The 16,831-nt window shown below is 67.4% G+C and carries 20 protein-coding genes; 10 read left to right on the plus strand and 10 right to left on the minus strand.

Annotated elements, in window-relative coordinates; genetic code table 11:
* Positions 1-117 precede the first annotated feature (117 nt).
* Positions 118-912, plus strand: a complete 795-nt coding sequence (locus ACZK45_RS19725) for a D-alanyl-D-alanine carboxypeptidase family protein (protein ID WP_180838673.1) — start codon at positions 118-120, stop codon at positions 910-912.
* Between the two features lie 5 nt (positions 913-917).
* Here the strand turns inward: ACZK45_RS19725 and ACZK45_RS19730 are convergent, their stop codons facing one another.
* Positions 918-1,511, minus strand: a complete 594-nt coding sequence (locus ACZK45_RS19730) for a TetR/AcrR family transcriptional regulator (protein ID WP_180838672.1) — start codon at positions 1,509-1,511, stop codon at positions 918-920.
* Positions 1,512-1,527: 16 nt separating this feature from the next.
* Positions 1,528-2,124 (minus strand): NAD(P)H-dependent oxidoreductase, encoded by a 597-nt coding sequence (locus ACZK45_RS19735; RefSeq protein WP_277778241.1) that lies wholly within the window; start codon positions 2,122-2,124, stop codon positions 1,528-1,530.
* Between the two features lie 126 nt (positions 2,125-2,250).
* On the opposite strand from ACZK45_RS19735, the gene ACZK45_RS19740 reads away from it, so the two are divergent.
* Positions 2,251-2,784, plus strand: coding sequence for a hypothetical protein (locus ACZK45_RS19740; RefSeq protein ID WP_180838671.1), 534 nt, complete (start codon positions 2,251-2,253; stop codon positions 2,782-2,784).
* Between the two features lie 74 nt (positions 2,785-2,858).
* Here the strand turns inward: ACZK45_RS19740 and ACZK45_RS19745 are convergent, their stop codons facing one another.
* A complete protein-coding gene (locus ACZK45_RS19745) occupies positions 2,859-3,686 on the minus strand; it encodes an isocitrate lyase/PEP mutase family protein (protein WP_478445122.1) in 828 nt (275 codons plus the stop codon).
* A gap of 165 nt (positions 3,687-3,851) precedes the next feature.
* Between ACZK45_RS19745 and ACZK45_RS19750 the strand changes: the two genes are divergently transcribed.
* The 5 genes from ACZK45_RS19750 (at position 3,852) to accC (ending at position 7,713) form a co-directional block, all read left to right on the plus strand.
* Complete coding sequence (locus ACZK45_RS19750; protein WP_049401742.1) at positions 3,852-4,580, plus strand: DOPA 4,5-dioxygenase family protein; 729 nt, start codon at positions 3,852-3,854, stop codon at positions 4,578-4,580.
* Positions 4,581-4,930: 350 nt separating this feature from the next.
* Positions 4,931-5,380 (plus strand): type II 3-dehydroquinate dehydratase, encoded by a 450-nt coding sequence (gene aroQ / locus ACZK45_RS19755; RefSeq protein WP_049423471.1) that lies wholly within the window; start codon positions 4,931-4,933, stop codon positions 5,378-5,380.
* Positions 5,377-5,802: a lysozyme inhibitor LprI family protein gene (locus tag ACZK45_RS19760; RefSeq protein ID WP_097048608.1), complete on the plus strand. Its 426-nt coding sequence runs from the start codon at positions 5,377-5,379 to the stop codon at positions 5,800-5,802. The genes aroQ and ACZK45_RS19760 overlap by 4 nt, the downstream gene beginning before the upstream one ends.
* A 53-nt stretch (positions 5,803-5,855) precedes the next feature.
* Positions 5,856-6,335, plus strand: a complete 480-nt coding sequence (gene accB, locus ACZK45_RS19765; protein WP_032129560.1) for an acetyl-CoA carboxylase biotin carboxyl carrier protein — start codon at positions 5,856-5,858, stop codon at positions 6,333-6,335.
* 10 nt (positions 6,336-6,345) lie between these two features.
* Complete coding sequence (gene accC, locus ACZK45_RS19770; RefSeq protein WP_032129559.1) at positions 6,346-7,713, plus strand: acetyl-CoA carboxylase biotin carboxylase subunit; 1,368 nt, start codon at positions 6,346-6,348, stop codon at positions 7,711-7,713.
* A 129-nt stretch (positions 7,714-7,842) separates the two neighbouring features.
* Here accC and ACZK45_RS19775 read toward each other — a convergent pair whose 3' ends face one another.
* Positions 7,843-8,217 carry a hypothetical protein gene (locus ACZK45_RS19775; RefSeq protein WP_010481078.1) on the minus strand — a complete coding sequence of 125 codons (375 nt, stop codon included), beginning with the start codon at positions 8,215-8,217 and terminating at the stop codon, positions 7,843-7,845.
* On the minus strand, positions 8,214-9,179 hold the full coding sequence (locus ACZK45_RS19780; protein WP_032129558.1) for a hypothetical protein: 966 nt from the start codon (positions 9,177-9,179) through the stop codon (positions 8,214-8,216). The genes ACZK45_RS19775 and ACZK45_RS19780 overlap by 4 nt, the downstream gene beginning before the upstream one ends.
* A 163-nt stretch (positions 9,180-9,342) precedes the next feature.
* Here ACZK45_RS19780 and prmA point away from each other — a divergent pair, with 163 nt between their 5' ends.
* The 3 genes from prmA to fis all read left to right on the plus strand — a co-directional run bounded on the left by prmA (position 9,343) and on the right by fis (position 11,467).
* Positions 9,343-10,263 carry a 50S ribosomal protein L11 methyltransferase gene (prmA, locus tag ACZK45_RS19785; RefSeq protein WP_049463300.1) on the plus strand — a complete coding sequence of 307 codons (921 nt, stop codon included), beginning with the start codon at positions 9,343-9,345 and terminating at the stop codon, positions 10,261-10,263.
* A 42-nt stretch (positions 10,264-10,305) separates the two neighbouring features.
* A complete protein-coding gene (locus ACZK45_RS19790; RefSeq protein WP_478445123.1) occupies positions 10,306-11,076 on the plus strand; it encodes a DUF3426 domain-containing protein in 771 nt (256 codons plus the stop codon).
* A 115-nt stretch (positions 11,077-11,191) separates the two neighbouring features.
* Positions 11,192-11,467: a DNA-binding transcriptional regulator Fis gene (fis, locus tag ACZK45_RS19795; RefSeq protein ID WP_005419706.1), complete on the plus strand. Its 276-nt coding sequence runs from the start codon at positions 11,192-11,194 to the stop codon at positions 11,465-11,467.
* Positions 11,468-11,652: 185 nt separating this feature from the next.
* Here the strand turns inward: fis and ACZK45_RS19800 are convergent, their stop codons facing one another.
* The 5 genes from ACZK45_RS19800 to ACZK45_RS19820 are packed head-to-tail and all read right to left on the minus strand — an operon-like array spanning position 11,653 to position 16,801.
* Positions 11,653-12,648, minus strand: coding sequence for a phosphatidate cytidylyltransferase (locus tag ACZK45_RS19800; protein WP_032129555.1), 996 nt, complete (start codon positions 12,646-12,648; stop codon positions 11,653-11,655).
* Positions 12,645-13,274, minus strand: a complete 630-nt coding sequence (locus ACZK45_RS19805) for a lysophospholipid acyltransferase family protein (protein ID WP_032129554.1) — start codon at positions 13,272-13,274, stop codon at positions 12,645-12,647. The genes ACZK45_RS19800 and ACZK45_RS19805 overlap by 4 nt, the downstream gene beginning before the upstream one ends.
* A gap of 13 nt (positions 13,275-13,287) precedes the next feature.
* Entirely contained in the window at positions 13,288-13,725 is a 438-nt protein-coding gene (locus ACZK45_RS19810; RefSeq protein ID WP_180838262.1) for a hypothetical protein, read from the minus strand.
* Positions 13,722-15,050 (minus strand): phosphatase PAP2/dual specificity phosphatase family protein, encoded by a 1,329-nt coding sequence (locus tag ACZK45_RS19815; protein WP_478445124.1) that lies wholly within the window; start codon positions 15,048-15,050, stop codon positions 13,722-13,724. Before ACZK45_RS19815 ends, ACZK45_RS19810 begins: the two co-directional genes overlap by 4 nt.
* Entirely contained in the window at positions 15,050-16,801 is a 1,752-nt protein-coding gene (locus ACZK45_RS19820; protein ID WP_180838261.1) for a bifunctional alpha/beta hydrolase/class I SAM-dependent methyltransferase, read from the minus strand. The genes ACZK45_RS19815 and ACZK45_RS19820 overlap by 1 nt, the downstream gene beginning before the upstream one ends.
* Between the last annotated feature and the right edge of the window lie 30 nt (positions 16,802-16,831).

A 16,831-nucleotide genomic window follows, 5' to 3' on the forward strand; every position in this document is an offset into this window, starting at 1 on the left:
GGGTGTCCCGTCGGGCCATCGGCGGCCCACAATGTCGATACGTTATATCGTTGCAATATTGCAGCTTCATGCAGCCGCCGCGGGCTATCCTGCAGGCCCTCCTCCATCGGCCCTTCCATGCCGTCTCCTGCTCCTGCGCGTGCACCGCTGTCCTCCATCACCCTCGATGCGGCAACGTTCGCGGTGATGCACCAGCACAACGCGGACATCGCCAGGCAACCGGCCTCGCTGACCAAGCTGATGACCGCCTATGCGGCGTACGAATGCGTCGAAGAGAACGGAGGCGCGTGGGACGAAGCGGTCACCATCGCCACCGGGGATGTGCACGCGGTGGCCGATGATGAAACACGCATGGGCCTGGTGCCCGGTGAAACAGTCACCCTCGCGCGCCTGCTGGAAGGACTGATGATCGTCTCCGGCAATGACGCGGCGCTGGCCATCGCGCGCCATCTGGACGGATCACAGCCTGCGTTCCTGGAGCGCATGAACCGGCACGCGCGCCAGCTCGGCCTGCGCAGCAGCTGGTTCGCCAGCGTGTCCGGCATCACCACCCCGCACCATGCGTCCAGCGCGCGCGACATGGCGGTGCTGGCCGCCTGCCTGTTGAACGATCATCCGCAGATCCTGGCGATCACCGCGCAGCGCGTGTTCGCGCACGGCAGCTTCAGCCGCAGCAACCAGAACGCCCTGCTTGGCGATGACGGCGTGGATGGCTTGAAGACCGGCTACACCCAGGCCGCAGGCTTCTGCCTGGCCGCCACCGCCTGCCGGGCAGTGCCCGGGCGGGATCAGCCGGTACGCCTGATCACCGTGGTGCTGGGTTCTGAAAGCCGCGACGCACGCGATGCCCTTGTGCGCGAGCGGCTGGCCGCCGGGTTCGCGGCGCTGGCCGACAGCACCGCCGACGCCTGAGCGGCTCAGCGTCGCTTGACCGTTGCCACGATCAGCCGCTGCAGCTCGGCTTCGGCTGCGGCCTTGTCCAGCGCGCCTGCTGCCACGGCTTCGGACAGGGCTTCGGCCGCACCGAGAATCGCCCAGCGTCCCGCCAGCGATACCGTGCCGTCGGCAGCAAACGGGCCCAGCCAGGCGTCGCAGTTGTCGATGAAATCCTGCTGGTAACGCCGCCGTACCTCGTGCAGTTCCGGAGCGCCCACCAGCGCGGCGAGGATGCCCTGCACTTCACTGCCCTGGCTGAGGATGCAGTCGATGTAGCCGGAGGCGATGGCCGCCGCACGATCGGCCAACTGCGCCCGTGCGCGGCCGATGCGCTCGTTGAAGACCACCGTCTGGCGACCGTCGTAGTCATCGTAGAGCGCGGCCAGCAGGCCGTTGCGGGTCACGAAGTGATCGTAGGCCACCGGCTTGGTCACGCCCGCGGCCTCGGCCAGCCGACCCAGGGTCAACGCGTCGGTGCCTTCTTCGCCAACCAGCGCCCAGGCCACGTCCAGCAACTGGCGGGCGCGTTGCTCGCGGGTCAATCGGCGGCGCGTGGGAGCGGCGTTGGCAGGCATCGGCGGAACACGGCGATCAGTGCATCGGAGTTCCGATTTTACGGCCGATCGCCAGCGCGGTCTGCAGATGCGTTTCGGCCGCACCGGTATCGGCATCCAGCAGCAGGTCTGACGTCAGCACGCGCGCGCCGCAGTAGTCGAAGATGCCCATGTCGATCTGCGTCTTCATCGCGGCGCCGTAACCGCGCCGTTCGATCATGTCCGCGCCCGCTCCACCGATGCCGACCAGGTGCACGCGCAACCGCTGCAGCTTCTTCTGCACCTTGCCGTCTGCACCGTCCTGGTAGGCCCAGCCCTGGGTGAACACGCGATCGATCCAGCCCTTCAGCAGCGCGGGAAACGACCACCAGTACAGCGGGTAGACCAGTACCAGCGTATCGGCAGCATCCAGCCGCGCCTGCTCGGCGGCGACGTCGGCTGGAGGTGCGCCGGTGCCACGGAACAGCGCCTGGTCGTGCGTGTTGAAGCGCGGATCGAAGCCTTCGGCCATCAGATCGGCATGGGTCACGGTATTGGCGGCATCCGTTGCGGTGATGGCTTCGCCGATGCGCCTGGCGATGGCATGGGTCAACGCGGCGGATTCAGGATGGGCGGTAACGATGAGGGTGTGCATGGGGGATGTCCGGAATTTACTATCTACCAATAGTAGGTAATGGCGCCCGGGACACCAGCGCCATGCGTGGGACGCTGTTTCCGCATCCGCCGTATAGTGCGGCGGTTCCCGCTGAGATACCCGACGATGCACCGATACCTGCTCGCCCTTCTGCTGGCCCTGCCGATGGCAATGGCCGTTGCGCCAGCGCTGGCCGGTGAGCTCAGTCCGGAAGACTCAGCCGCATTGCGCCAGGACGTGCAGGCGATGATGGGCGCATTCGCCCGCGGCGATGCCGAGTTGATCATCGCCCGAACCCATCCCAGCCTGAAGCGCCTGGCCGGGGGCGATGAGGCCTATGCGCGTATGACTCGCGACACCCTGAAAGAGCTGCGCAAGGCCGGGGTCACCATCATCAGCGACGAGGCCGGCGTGCCGGGCCGCACCTATGCAGCCGGTGATGAGGAAGTCTGCTTCGTGCCACGCCAGTCGCTGCTGCGCGTGCGCGAGGCGCCGATGCGCAGCACCTCGTTCATGCTCGCCGTGCGCCGCGTCGGCACAGCCCAATGGAGTTTCATTGACGGTGCTGCGTTGCTGGACAATCCCGCGCTGCTGCGGCAACTGCTGCCGGCGTTGGAGCCTGGGGTGACGCTGCCCAAGGGTGGAATGGAAGCGCTGTAATCGCAGGCGCATCCATCCACGCATGGCGTGGATCTACTTCCGTCTGCTGGCCTGGGCCAGTGCCGGCGTTTCCCTCAACGGAACAGCGCGTTCAACGCGGCCCCGGAAGCCGCCTGCTGCAGGCCATCGAAGCGGCCGTCCTGCACGATCGGCTGGGTCGCCTGCATCAGCCCACCCCACGCCGCACGCGCCAGCGCACCGCCCAGGCTGACCCGGCGCACGCCGAGTGCGGCGATGTCCTGCAGGCTCAGCGGTGTTGGCCCACCAACCAGCAGGTTCACCGGCTTCAGCCCCGCAGCGGCGACCACCGCGCTGATCTGCTCGCGCGTGCTGATGCCAGGTGCATACAGCACGTCTGCACCGGCCTCGGCATAGGCGCGCAGGCGTTGCAGGGTGTCCGGCAGATCCGGCACGCCGACGAAGAAGTTCTCGGCACGGCCAACCAGCAGCACGTCGCCGCCCGCGCGGTCGATGGCTGCACGGGCAGCGCGCAGGCGCTCCACCGCCTGATCGATCGGACGCAGCGGTGCATCGGCGACGCCGCTGGCATCCTCGATCGACAACGCCGCGATGCCGGTGTCGATTGCTGCGGCCACCGCCTCCTGCACCTTCTGCGGCGTATCACCGAAACCATCGCCGAAATCGGCGTTCAACGGCAGCGGCGTCGCTGCCGCCATCAGGCGCAGATGGTCCAGCGTGGCCTGCAGCGAAACCGCTCCGTCCGGCCGCCCTTCGCTCCAGGCACAGCCGGCACTGGTCGTGGCCAGTGCCTGGAAGCCCTGCCGCTGCAGGTAGCGCGCACTGCCCACGTCCCATGGATTGGGCAGTACGAAGCACCCTGCTGCATGCAGCTGGCGGAAGGCCGCGCGCTTGCGTTGGGTATCGGCATCGGGCGAGGTCATGGCGGGCTCCGGGGCGGCAGACCTGCACCCTAGCCCGCCCTGCAGCCGGGCTCAACGACGACGGCGCAAACCTGCATGAGGTGATGCCACCTGCTTATTGGACGCTGTGGATGCAGGTGCCCGAGCGTGCTTGCCTGCCCACACGATGCCGCCACGGAGCCCTTCATGCACCCGGACCCGCTGACCTTGATCGACGCCGGCGACGATGACGCCCACTGGGCCGACCTGCTTTCGCCCACACGCCGCCGCCTGATCGCATCGGCCGGTCTGGCCGCCGGCGGCCTGGCCAGTGCGTCGACCGCCGCCGCAGCCCCGCGCGGCGAAAGCACGGTGAACACCACCGAACCCGGGCGCCCCGGCTTCCGTGCCATCGTCCCGCCGCCGGTGAAGGGCAGCAGCCCCTGGGGCCAGGTCACCGCCAGCGAACCGACCCCGCGCCCAGCCAGCGTGCGTCCCGGGGAGGCCACCCTGCCCGCGACCCCACGTGCCTACACCGACATCAAGAGCTATCACGCGCATATCTACTTCGACGAGGACAGCTTCGAGAAAGCTGCGCTGCTGCGGCGCTGGGCGGCCGAACGCTTCCCGGTGGAGCTGGGCAACTGGAACCTGGAACCACGCGGACCGCACGTCACCCCGTCGTTCTATTTCGGCTTCACCAACGACCTGCTGCCGGTGCTGGTGCCCTGGTTGCAGCTCAACAGCCTGGGCCTGACCATCCTGATCCACCCCAATACCGGTGATGGCCGCGCCGACCATCTGTATTACGCGTTGTGGGTGAACCGCGCGCAGCCGGTGAACGCCTACAACTGGCCGGCACCGAAGCCGGGGGAACGGGAGCCCTTGGAGGAGGTGTTCCCGAACGTGGTGCCGACGGTGCCGCTGGAGACGTGAGCGGGTGCGTGGCGGGGGCGGTGGGTGGCGTGCAGCGGACCTTGGGCTGCCCCTCGTTGGGTGCGTAGCCTGCTGCGCACCGAACTTCCTTCATCCACGCATGGCGCGGATCTACCGCATCACCGCCCGTTGCGGCATCGGTCATCGCCCGGCCTGCCGCCATCGTCGGCCTACGTGCACGCATCCCCCAGCTGCACGGCGTTCAGCGCGCCTTGATCCAGCGCGCGCCATACGGCCGCAAGCCCTCCGGGGAATTTCAAACAATCGATTGAAACGCTGCAAACTTCGCCGAACTGGACAGCATCCGCCGGTTCCGCCAGACTGCCGCCCTTTCCCGTCTTCCGGATCCCATGGCGAAGCTGCTGGTCCTGCACGGCCCCAACCTCAACCTGCTCGGCACCCGCGAGCCGGAGGTCTACGGCCACACCACGCTGGCCGACATCGACCAGGCGCTGGCCGCCCAGGCCTCGGCTGCCGGGCACGCGGTGGAGAGCCTGCAGTCCAATGCCGAGCACGTGCTGGTGGACCGCGTGCAGGCCGCACGCGACGACGGAACCGCTTTCATCCTGATCAACCCCGCCGCCTTCACCCACACCTCGGTCGCCCTGCGCGATGCGCTGGCGGCGGTGGCGGTGCCGTTCATCGAGATCCACCTGTCCAACCCGCATACCCGCGAACCGTTCCGCCAGCACAGCTACTTCAGTGACAAAGCCGTGGGCGTGGTCTGCGGTTTCGGCGCCGACAGCTACCGCTACGCGATGGACGCGGCGCTGCTGCGCGTGCAGGCGGCCCGCGCGTGAAGATGCTCCCAAGAGTGCTTGCCTGCATCGTGCTGTGGGCCGGCGTGTGCGGCGCCAGCGTCGCCGCCGAGCGCGCGGCCGCCGGCATTGATTGCGCGCAGGCGACCGGCGGCTACGAGCGCGACATGTGCGATTCCGATCGCCTGGATGACGCCGACAGCGCATTGAACGCCGTTTACGTCCAGGCGCGCGGCGAACTGAAGGCGCAGGCCGCCGATGGCAGCTGCAGTCGCTGCGCAGCGGCCGAACAGCAGCTGGTGAAGGCCCAGCGCATCTGGATAACCCTGCGCGATGCAGACTGCGAGGCAGTCTACGCCTTCAATGCAGACGGCACCTCGCGCAACCCTGCGAAGATGCAGTGCCTGATCACCCAGACGCGCGACCGTACGCGGCAGCTGCGCGAGTTCTACGAACTGCTTTGACCCGAGCGCGATGCGCTTCCCACCACACTGACATCAAGAGCAAAGAGGCCACCATGGATCTCCGCAAAATCAAGAAGCTGATCGACCTGCTGGAAGAGTCGAACCTGGCTGAAATCGAAATCAAGGAAGGCGAAGAGTCGGTGCGCCTGTCGCGCGCCCCGGTGGCCGGCTATGCCGCCCCGGTCGCCGCCCCGGTGTACGCCGCTCCGGCCGCTCCGGCGCCGCAGGCGATGCCGATGCAGTCGCCGACCGAAGCCTCCACCGGTGGCACCGCCAAGCCGGGCCCGGCGCTGCCGGAAGGCCACGTGCTGCGCTCGCCGATGGTCGGCACCTTCTACGCGTCGTCCGCCCCGGACAAGCCTGCGTTCGTCAGCGTTGGCCAGCAGGTCAAGGAAGGCGAGACCCTGGCCATCATCGAAGCGATGAAGATGTTCAACCCGATCGAAGCCGACAAGTCCGGCACCATCGTCGCCATCCTCGGCGAGAACGGCCAGCCGGTCGAATTCGACCAGCCGCTGTTCGTGATCGGCTGAGGGGCACGCCATGCTCGACAAAGTCGTCATCGCCAACCGAGGGGAAATCGCGCTGCGCATCCTGCGCGCGTGCCACACCCTCGGCATCCGCACGGTGGCCGTGCATTCCACGGTCGACCGCAACCTCAAGCACGTGGCCATGGCCGACGAGTCGGTCTGCATCGGTCCGGCGCCGTCGCCGCAGAGCTACCTCAACATCCCGGCACTGATCGCCGCGGCGGAAGTCACCGACGCCCAGGCCATCCACCCGGGCTACGGCTTCCTGTCGGAGAACGCCGACTTCGCCGAGCGCGTGGAAGAGTCCGGTTTCATCTTCATCGGCCCCAAGGCCGACACCATCCGCATGATGGGTGACAAGGTCGAAGCCATCCGCGCGATGAAGTCCGCCGGCGTGCCGTGCGTGCCCGGCTCGGGCGGCCCGCTGGGCGAAGACATCGTCGCCAACACCAAGATCGCCCGTGAGATCGGCTACCCGGTCATCATCAAGGCGGCCGGTGGTGGCGGTGGCCGCGGCATGCGCGTGGTGCACGCCGAAGCCTCGCTGAAGACCTCGATCGAAACCACCAAGAGCGAGGCCAAGGCCGCGTTCGGCAATGGCGAGGTCTACATGGAGAAGTTCCTGGAGAACCCGCGCCACGTGGAAATCCAGGTACTGGCCGACGGCCAGGGCAACGCCATCCACCTGGGCGAGCGTGACTGCTCGATGCAGCGCCGCCACCAGAAGGTGGTGGAAGAAGCGCCGGCACCGGGCATCACCGCCGAGCAGCGCGAGCAGATCGGCAAGGTCTGCACCGAAGCCTGCGTACGCATCGGCTACCGTGGTGCCGGCACGTTCGAGTTCCTGTACGAGGACGGCCGCTTCTACTTCATCGAAATGAACACCCGCATCCAGGTGGAACATCCGGTCACCGAAATGGTCACCGGCATCGACCTGGTGGCCGAGCAGCTGAAGATCGCCGCCGGCCAGAAGCTGTCGATCAAGCAGAGCGACGTGGTGCTGACCGGCCATGCCATCGAGTGCCGCATCAACGCCGAAGATGCTGAAACCTTCGTGCCGAGCCCGGGCACCATCACCGGCTTCCATCCTCCGGGCGGCCCCGGCGTGCGCGTGGACACCCACATCTACAGTGGCTACCGCGTGCCGTCGAACTACGACTCGATGATCGGCAAGCTGATCGTGCACGGCCCGGACCGCGAAACCGCCATTGCCCGCATGCGGGTGGCACTGAGCGAAATGGTGGTCGATGGCATCAAGACCAACGTCGCCCTGCAGCAGCGGATCATGCGCGACAAGGGCTTCCAGGCCGGTGGCCAGAACATCCACTACCTGGAAAAGCGCCTGGCCGAACGCAAGAACAAGCCGATCGCGCTGACCTGATCGGCGCCACGTGCTGGACATGAAAAGGGCGGGAATATCCCCGCCCTTTTCTGTTGCTGCAGCGCCGAGCCCATGCTCGGCTTGCCGGAAAGCTCAGCCGAGCGTGGGCTCGGCGCTACAGCAGGCGCATCAGCGCTTGTCGGCAGCTTCGGCCGGAATCTGCGAGTTCGCCAGCGGACGCACGCCATTGGGCGACGTCGGGTCGACGATCACCATGGTCTCGGTCGAACCATCCGGCCACACCACCTGGAAGGTGCTGCCCGCCGGCAGCGACGCGAACGGCATGCCACTCTGCGCGCGATAGACCGCGGCCACCTGGCTGGCACCGGCACGGCGCACGTCTTCCTGCGCCTTCACCGTGGTCAGTTCCACCTTCGACAGATGCCGGTAGCGATCTTCATAGGTATCGATCATCAACAGGCCAACCGCGCCGGCCGAGTAGGCCACGAACAGGGCCACCCAGAACCAGAACTTGGCCCCGTGCAGGAATCGGCGGTAGTTCATTGCTCGTTCCTCTTTCCAACCAATCGCTTGATCCATTCCTTCATCTTCCCAGCGCCCTGCCGCGATACCGCAGCGTCATACACGAAATCCCGGAAATCCTGCGTACCATCCTGCGAACAGATCCCTCCGTTCGCACAAAAACTGTTGACCAGCACACTGTCTGCCCCACACGGTAGACCGAGTTCGCAGGCCGCAAGCCGCCATGCGAGTTCACTGAGCTGCTCGCCCGCCACCAGGCCGTTGAGCGCGCGGTCACCCGAGGCGCGCACGCCCATGCCCGGTGCGATCGCCATGAAGGCCTCCGGGTCGCGCGAGGTGCGCACCCGTTCAACCAGGTCACGGCGGTACTCGGGGCTGTCCTGCAGCGGTTCGCCCTCGGCGAACAACGCAGCCTCAGCAGCCAGATTGCCTTGTGCGGCCGCCTTGCGACGTTCGGACAGCACCAAGGCCGTGCCCAGCTTGTCGCCCGGCACGAAACCACCACAACGCTGCGCGACGCGTTCGCGCGCCTGCACCATCGCCGGTGCGGCGGTCAGGCCCAGCCCGGCCAGCACGTTGTTGTCCAAGCGGTAGCCACCCGGATCGACCGCGTACTGCGCGCAGTAGTCATAGACACGGCTGAGCATCCAGCGCGCCTCGTGGTTGCCTTCGTCCGCCTGGGCACGCAACCGCTGAGCATAGGCATACAGGTCGGTGGCGTCTTCGATATCGGCGCGGAGATCCAGGGGCAGCCCGGACGGCAATGCGTTGCCACGCTCGAAGGGTGCCAGGCGGCGCGCGAGCGCCTCCGGCATCACCGGCAGCGGCGCCGCACTGTCAGCGGCCGCGACCGCACCTGCCAGATCCGCCGACGCTACCGAAGACGTCGCAGCATGGCCGCTGGCCCGATAACCGGCCACGCCCAGCACGGCCACAGCCGGCAGTACGAGCAACCAGGTTTTCAGGGTCGGAGCGAAGGCCATCGGCGGCGGTAGGCGATGCGGCGCATAGGAAAGCACGAAGTTTAGCAAGGCCCGACGGGCCTGTCTGAACGGGCTTCGTTCATCTCGGAGCGGCATCTCAGGCAATACGGAGACGCCCCGATGGTCTAGCATGGCCCCCTTTCCTGCGATTGCCCCCACCACCATGCCGTTCCTGGAACTGACCCTGCGCTGCACCGAAGCCACCCAGCCCCGCTATGAAAATGCGCTGGAGGACGTTGGTGCACTGGCCGTGACCCTGCTCGATGCCGAGGCCGATACCAGCAACGAACAGGCCATTCTCGAACCGGGCGTGGGCGAGACCCCGCTGTGGGACACGCTGGTGCTGAGCGCACTGTTCCCCGCCGACAGCAACGCGCTGTTGCTGCTGGCCGCACTGGAATCCTTCGATCCGGAGCTGGACTGGAGCAGCGGCAGCTTCCGCGCGGTCGAGGATGAAGACTGGGAACGTGCCTGGCTCGACCAGTTCCAGCCGATGGACTTCGGCAGCCGCACCTGGATCGTGCCGTGGAACCATGAACTGCCCGATGCCGCACAGGCCGCCGATGCCGCCGTGGTGCGGTTGGACCCGGGCCTGGCGTTCGGTTCGGGCACCCACCCGACCACCGCACTGTGCCTGCGCTGGCTGGACCAGTTGGCGGTCGATGGCCTGCTGCAGGGCCAGCGCGTGCTCGACTTCGGTTGCGGCTCGGGCATCCTCGCACTGGCCGCGCTGAAGCTGGGCGCCGCCGAAGCCATCGGCGTGGACAACGATCCGCAGGCCCTGGTCGCCACCGCCGACAATGCCGAGCGCAACGGCGAGCAGGCCCGCATGCATGTGTACCTGCCGCAGGACGAACCGGTCGCGACCTATCCGATCGTGGTCGCCAACATCCTCGCCTCGGCGCTGGATGCGCTGGCCGAACTGTTGGCTGCGCGCGTTGCTGCCGGTGGCCGCATCGCCCTGTCCGGCATCCTGCATGGCCAGGAAGGCGAACTGCTGCAGCGCTACGCAGCATGGTTCGACGATCTGCAGGCCACCCAGGATGGCGACTGGATGCGCATCACCGGCGTGCGCCGCGCCTGATCGTGGTTGAATGACCGCTGGATCCGAGCCCGCGCCCTGAGCATGTCCGAGCCGAACCCACCGCGCCGTCCCCTGGCCACCTTCCTGCGCACGACGCCGGAGGGTGAGCCTGCGCCTGCGACCGATGCGCGCATGCAGGACGAAGCCGGGCACTCAACGCCTGTGGAGCAGATGCAGGCCGAGCCCATCGACCTGGTACGCCCACCGGCGACAGAGATGCGACACGACGATGACGTTGTCATCGTTGATGAAGCAGCGGCCATCGAACCGGCGCCGGTCGCGGTGCAGGCAACGGCGGTCGCCAATGATGCCCCCAGCTTCCTCGGCAGCGCGCGCACGCGCACGCTGCCAACACCCCGCTGGCACTGGCTGCTGGTCGCCGGGCTGGCATTGCTGCTGGTACTGCAGAGCGTGCTGGCCGACCGCGCGCGGCTGGCCGCCGACGCCGGCAACCGCGCATGGCTGGGCACGCTGTGCGGCGTGCTGCGCTGCAGCCTGCCTGCCTGGCACGAACCCGCTGCGTTCACCATGACCAGCCGCGAGATCCGCCCCCTGCCGGGCCAGGCCGGTGTGCTGCAGGTACAGGCCAGCATCCGCAACGATGCGCGCTGGGCACAGGCGTGGCCGGACCTGCGGTTGTCATTGTCCGATGCCGATGGCCGGGTGATCGGCAGCGGCGTGTTCACGCCCGCGCAGTACCTGGGCGAGAACCCCGGTGCAGCCCTGCTGGAACCGGGCCAGAGCGCGCGCGTCGCCTTCCGGTTGCAGGAGCCCGCTGCGTCCACCGTCGCATTCACCTTCGACTTCCTCTGACCGGGGAGAGGCGACCAGCCGTGGCAGGCCGGGCACGCTCGCGCTAGACTGGCCGCCACCACCTCGTCCGGCCGCGCGCTCCGCGCGCACGGGCCAACCGAATCGGGAACCCCCCTTGAACGCTGTCCTTTCTCGTCCTGACAACAGTCGTGGCGCTCCCCGGCCACCGCTGCGTGAACACGTCGCCCAGTCCGTGCGCCGCTACCTGCGTGACCTTGATGGCTGCGATGCGGACGATGTCTACGAGATCGTGCTGCGCGAGATGGAGATTCCGCTGTTCGTGGAAGTGCTCAATCACTGCGAAGGCAACCAGAGCCGCGCCGCCGCGATGCTGGGCATCCACCGTGCCACCCTGCGCAAGAAGCTGAAGGAATACGGCATCAGCGCGTAAGCGCGCACGAGGGTAGTGCCGGCCGCTGGCCGGCAACCCCATGAACGACGGCAGGATGTTGCAGTGCCCGGCCAGCGGCCGGCACTACCGGTAGATCCACGCCATGCGTGGATGAAAGCCCGGCAGAGTAAACCGCCCCCGCCCGCCAGTAGATCCACGCCATGCGTGGATGGAAGCCGGCAGAATCAACCGCCGCCGCCCGCCTTCCAGTAGTACCGCACCACATGGAAGAACACCGGCGCGGCGAAGCATACCGAGTCAAGCCGGTCGAGCATGCCGCCATGACCCTCGATCATGTGGCCCCAGTCCTTGATGCCACGGTCGCGCTTGATCGCCGACATCACCAGGCCGCCCCAGAACCCCATCAGGTTGATCAGCAGCGACAGGCCGAACGCCTGCAGCGGCGTGAACGGGGTGATCCACCACAGCGCCGCACCCAGCGCACTGGCACTCAGCACACCGCCCACGAAGCCCTCCACCGTCTTCGACGGCGACAGCTTCGGCGCAATCAGATGCCTGCCCAGCAACTTGCCCCAGATGTACTGCAGCACGTCCGAAGACTGCACCACGATCACCAGGAAGGCGAACAGCAGCACGTTGCGCGACGGGTCATGGCCGGGCACGTGCAGGTTCAGCAGCAGCGGCACATGCGAGATGCAGAACACGCAGATCATCAATCCCCACTGCACCTTCGCGGTCCGCTCCAGGTAGTGCGTGGTATCACCGCCAATGGTCGACAGGATCGGCAGGAACAGGAACGCATAGACCGGAATCAACAGCGTGTACATGCCGTACCAGTCGATCCAGACCAGGTAGTACTGCCACGGCAGCACGATGTAGAACGCGGCCAGCAGCGCGTAGTAGTCGCCCGAGCGGGTCGGCGCCAGGGTGATGAACTCGCGCAGTGCGAACAGCGAGATGATCGCGAACAACACGATCACCCCGGCACGACCGAAGAACAGCGCCAGCCCGACCACGATCGCCATCACCCACCACGCGCGGATGCGCGAGACCAGGTTGGCGATCACCGCGCTGGGCTGCCCACGCTGGCGCCAGCGCAATGTCTCGGCCACCAGCGTGGCCAGCACCAGCACCGCACCCACGCCAGCAAACAGCAGGCCGGTCTGCTGGCCGACACTCTGCGTGGCCAGGTCGCCGGACACATCGATCAGGAAGCTCATGCCCTGCCCCCGTTCGGCGCCAGGTCCAGCAGCGCCTGCCGGCTGCGGGCCAGGAAGGCGGCCTTGTCCTCGTCGGCCTGCAGCCGCAGCGGCGTACCGAAGGTGGCCGTGCACAGCAGCGGCAGCGGCAGGAACCGGCCCTTGGGCATCACCCGCTTCAGGTTGTCGATCCACACCGGTACGAATTCCAGCTCCGGGCGTTGCCGTGCCAGGTGATAGATGCCGCTCTTGAACGGCAGCAGCGGCTCTTCGCCCACGTTGCGGGTACCTTCCGGAAACAGAATCAGCGAGCAGTCTTCGTCCACCGCGTCACGCAGGGCCTGCAGTGGATCCTGCTGGCGATGGCCGGCCTCGCGCTCGACCAGCACGCCGTTGAACACCGCATCGATCAGGTAGCGACGCAGGCCATCGCGCTGCCAGTATTCGGCCGCGGCCACCGGGCGCACCTGGCGCCGCAGTGCCGGTGGCATCGACGACCAGATCAGCACGAAGTCACCATGGCTGGCGTGGTTGCCGTAATACACGCGCCGTTCGCTGGACGGCGCACAGCCGATCCACAGCGCGCGGGCGCCGGTCACTACATGGATCGCGCCACTGCAGGCGCGCGCAATCAATTCAGCGAACATCGGTCCCTCCCGTTCACGTCTGCGGCCACAACACGGCCAGCACCAGCAGTGCGAACTGCACCGCTGTCAGCAGGTACTGGCGCAGCAGCAGGCGGCGCATGCCGGCCCAGCGCGCATCCCAGCCGCGCAGCGGCGCGTCGGGCTGCATGCGGCGCAGGCCACTGGCGTGCAGCAGCTGGTCGGTGCGGCGCGCGGCGGCGTCACCCTCCAGGCCTTCATCGCGCAGCAGCTGCAGCAGGCTGGCATCCAGCGCCACCCGCCACGCGTGGTAGATCTGTGCGATGCCCGCGGCAACACTGAGCAGCAACACGCCGGCGGCAATCATCGCCAGGCCAGGTTCGGTGCCGAGCAGCAGCAGCGCCACCAGCAGCAGGCCCAGCGACAGGCCGGCCGGCCAACGGCCCTGCCGCAGCAGCAGCTGCATGGTCGCCAGATCGGGAACCCTACTCACGTGCGTGCTCCCGCTGCAGCAGTGATGGCATGCAGATGCGCCGCGCCCAGCACGATGCCCGGACGTGCCGTGCGCACGATCGCCACCGCGGCATCGGTATCGGTGGCACGACCACTGCGCAACAGCCAGGCCGCCACACTGGCAGCACTGCGCGAATAGCCCAGTGCGCAGCACACCAGCAACGGTCCATGCGCACGCAGCCGCTCGATCGCCTCGGCCGCCTCGCGCAACTGGTGCGGCGTGGGCACCACCAGGTCCAGCATCGGCACGCTGGCATACGCCGCGCCCGGTGCACGACAGGACAGTTCGGCACAGGCATCGACCACGCCGACCAAGGGTGCCGGCAATGCAGCGCAGGGAACACGCCCCAGCCATACACCGTCCATCACCGGCACCGGCTGCGGCGCACGCCGCGTCCACAGCCGCGAATTGATCCAGGCTGCGCCCAGGTACGGCGCCAGCAGCCAGCGTGCCGCCATTGCCAGACGTCCATCGGCGCGCTTCTGGAACACCGCCGTACCCAGCCCGGCATAGGCCAGCGCCACCAGCAGCAGCGATACCACCGGCCACAGCAGCCACAACGCCGCGCCACGCAGAAGCACCACCGGCACCAGCAATGCAGCGGCCCCCAGCAGGTACAGCGCTGCCAGGCGCCAACGTTTGGCGTCACGCGCGGTGCGCCAGGCACGCAAGGGTGGCGTGCCCTGCTCCGGCCACAGCCAGACGCACAGCCAACCGGCCAGCAGGCCGGTCGGGATATCGATGAAATGATGCTGGAATGTGGTCAGCACCGAGACGCCGATCAGCAGCGCCCACACATGCAGTACCCAACGCCACACCCCATGCAGGTACTGCGCGAATTTCACCCACAGCACGATCAGCAACACGATGTGCAGTGATGGCGCCTGGTTGAACGGCTTGTCGAAGCCCAGCAGTACATCAAACAACCAGCCGAACACACCGCCGATCTCCGGCCGCTCGAAACTGAAGCGCAGTGGCCACAGCAGGAAGCAGGTCACCGCGATCAACTGTGCACTGAACAACCGCAACGCATGCCGGTCCAGCTCCAACCGTTGCCGGCACAGGAAGAAGGAAACCGCATAGAACAGATCGATCGACCAGTACGGCACGATCGTCCACGGTACGAACGGAATCTGCGTTTCCCATCCGAACGCCATCACCGGCAGTTCGGCATGGCGGCCGGCCATCCAGTTGGCGAAGCCATAGCTGGCGAAGAAGAATGGGCCCAGCAGGGCCAGCCACAACAGGGCGCGCCGCCAGGGGCGCCCCTCTGCGGCCAGCGGGGATGCGGCGAGCGTCGCCATCACTCTGTCCGGCGCGCCAGCGACACCGTGAAGATGCCGAATTCGTCGATACGCTGCGCCACCTTCTCGAACCCGGCCAGGCGCACCAGCTCGTCCATTTCCTGCTGGGTACGGCGGCGCATCACCCACGCGGCGCCGCCACGGTGGCTGGTCAGTGCGCGTGCGATGAACTCCAGCTGCGGGTGCCACGGCTGGCCGGTGTAGGCCAGGTAGCCACCGACCGGCACCGTTGCAGCAATCCCCTGCAGCGATCGCAGCACCGCATCGTTGTCCGGGAACAATTCATACAGCCCCGAAACCACCGCCAGCGTGGGTGCGGGGTCCACGGTCGCCAGCTGCGCGGGATCGAACGCATCGCCCTGTTCGAAGCGGGCAATGTCGGTCGCGCCGAGGCGCTCGATCAGCGCCTTGCCCTGGGTCACGTTCAGATCGCTGAAATCGCGCAGCACGATGCGGTCCGCACGCTGCTCGCCCGTTCCCAACGCTTCCAGCACGTAGCGGCCATGACCAGCGGCCACGTCCAGCACGCGTACCGGCGCGCCCTGCCCGCGCAGGCGCTGGGCGGCATCGCGCAGCAGCTCCTGCAGGTGCTTGCCACGCACGCGGATGCCGCGCCAGCCGATCGCATCCAGATAGTTGCGGTCGATCATGCGCCCCAACGGGCCCTTGCCGCGCGCCTCATCGCGATAGATGTAGTCGAGCGTGCTGCCCGAATCGAATCCGGTCTGCAGGCCCAGCGCGATGCCTTCGGACAACGTTCCGCCGAAGCGCAGGCCGCCACGTACCACGCGCCAGCGCAGGTCGGCCAGGCTGTTGCGTTCCGGTGGCCAGGCCAGGATCTCCGATTCTTCGAAAGTCGGCCCATGGCGGTGCGCATCGCGCCGCGACAGTTCGCGCAGCGGCTCGGCGAAACGTGCCTGGATGAAACTGCGGATACGCGCCAGCGCCGGCGCCCGATCGCGCTCGCCCAGCGTGTCGTGGAAGAAGCCCGGCAGATGCACGCGCTCCTTGATCGGGCTGGACAGGCGCTCGTAGAAGCGGTCCTGCGGGCCACGGTGCACCACGAAATCCGAGCCGGACACCAGCAGCTGCACCGGCACGCTGATCGCCTGCGCATCGGCGACGATGCGGTCGGCCGCTTCGTACAGGCCCAGCAACACGCGCACCGAGATCGGCCGGGTGATCAGCGGATCGGTGCGGTAGCTTTCCACCCGCGCCGGATCGTGGGTCAGCCACTGCGGCTTGACGTAGCTGTTGACGAAGAAATTGCCGCGCAGCTTCTGCATCAAGGCCAGGCCCGGGCGTGCGAACGGCACGTACAGCTTCACCTTGAACGCCGGCGAAGCCATCACCAGCGCGCGCAGGCGCGGCGCGTAGTCGTGCACCCAGGTGGCGGCGACCACCGCCCCCACGCTCTGTGCGATCACCACGATGTCTTCCACCGCGATGCCATGCTCGGCGCCGATGTGGGCGATGAAGCTGTCCAGATCACGCACCAGCGCCGGGAAGCCCGGGGCATCGCCTCGTGCGCCGGGCGAACGCCCATTACCGCGTGCATCCCAGGCGAAGAAGGCGGTGTCGGGCAGGTCCAGCTCATCGACCAGGTGGGTGACCCGGCCAGAATGTTCATGGCCGCGATGCAGCAGCACGACAGCCTTGGTGGCTGGGGTCGCGGTGGTGCTCGCCCAGTACCGGTAGAACAGCGGTACCTGGTCGAAGCTGTGGAATTCCCGTTCCTGCGCCTGACGCATGCAATCTCCTGATTGTCTTTTTGTATCTGC

Source organism: Stenotrophomonas sp. 63632_Sma, from assembly GCF_056482875.1.

What these genes read in the sequence shown, in the direction of transcription:
- ACZK45_RS19725 (WP_180838673.1), top strand. Translation starts at nt 118, where the DNA reads ATGCCGTCTCCTGCTCCTGCGCGTGCACCGCTGTCCTCCATCACCCTC.
- ACZK45_RS19730 (WP_180838672.1), bottom strand. Translation starts at nt 1,511, where the DNA reads ATGCCTGCCAACGCCGCTCCCACGCGCCGCCGATTGACCCGCGAGCAA.
- ACZK45_RS19735 (WP_277778241.1), bottom strand. Translation starts at nt 2,124, where the DNA reads ATGCACACCCTCATCGTTACCGCCCATCCTGAATCCGCCGCGTTGACC.
- ACZK45_RS19740 (WP_180838671.1), top strand. Translation starts at nt 2,251, where the DNA reads ATGCACCGATACCTGCTCGCCCTTCTGCTGGCCCTGCCGATGGCAATG.
- ACZK45_RS19745 (WP_478445122.1), bottom strand. Translation starts at nt 3,686, where the DNA reads ATGACCTCGCCCGATGCCGATACCCAACGCAAGCGCGCGGCCTTCCGC.
- ACZK45_RS19750 (WP_049401742.1), top strand. Translation starts at nt 3,852, where the DNA reads ATGCACCCGGACCCGCTGACCTTGATCGACGCCGGCGACGATGACGCC.
- aroQ (WP_049423471.1), top strand. Translation starts at nt 4,931, where the DNA reads ATGGCGAAGCTGCTGGTCCTGCACGGCCCCAACCTCAACCTGCTCGGC.
- accB (WP_032129560.1), top strand. Translation starts at nt 5,856, where the DNA reads ATGGATCTCCGCAAAATCAAGAAGCTGATCGACCTGCTGGAAGAGTCG.
- accC (WP_032129559.1), top strand. Translation starts at nt 6,346, where the DNA reads ATGCTCGACAAAGTCGTCATCGCCAACCGAGGGGAAATCGCGCTGCGC.
- ACZK45_RS19775 (WP_010481078.1), bottom strand. Translation starts at nt 8,217, where the DNA reads ATGAACTACCGCCGATTCCTGCACGGGGCCAAGTTCTGGTTCTGGGTG.
- ACZK45_RS19780 (WP_032129558.1), bottom strand. Translation starts at nt 9,179, where the DNA reads ATGGCCTTCGCTCCGACCCTGAAAACCTGGTTGCTCGTACTGCCGGCT.
- prmA (WP_049463300.1), top strand. Translation starts at nt 9,343, where the DNA reads ATGCCGTTCCTGGAACTGACCCTGCGCTGCACCGAAGCCACCCAGCCC.
- ACZK45_RS19790 (WP_478445123.1), top strand. Translation starts at nt 10,306, where the DNA reads ATGTCCGAGCCGAACCCACCGCGCCGTCCCCTGGCCACCTTCCTGCGC.
- ACZK45_RS19800 (WP_032129555.1), bottom strand. Translation starts at nt 12,648, where the DNA reads ATGAGCTTCCTGATCGATGTGTCCGGCGACCTGGCCACGCAGAGTGTC.
- ACZK45_RS19805 (WP_032129554.1), bottom strand. Translation starts at nt 13,274, where the DNA reads ATGTTCGCTGAATTGATTGCGCGCGCCTGCAGTGGCGCGATCCATGTA.
- ACZK45_RS19815 (WP_478445124.1), bottom strand. Translation starts at nt 15,050, where the DNA reads ATGGCGACGCTCGCCGCATCCCCGCTGGCCGCAGAGGGGCGCCCCTGG.
- ACZK45_RS19820 (WP_180838261.1), bottom strand. Translation starts at nt 16,801, where the DNA reads ATGCGTCAGGCGCAGGAACGGGAATTCCACAGCTTCGACCAGGTACCG.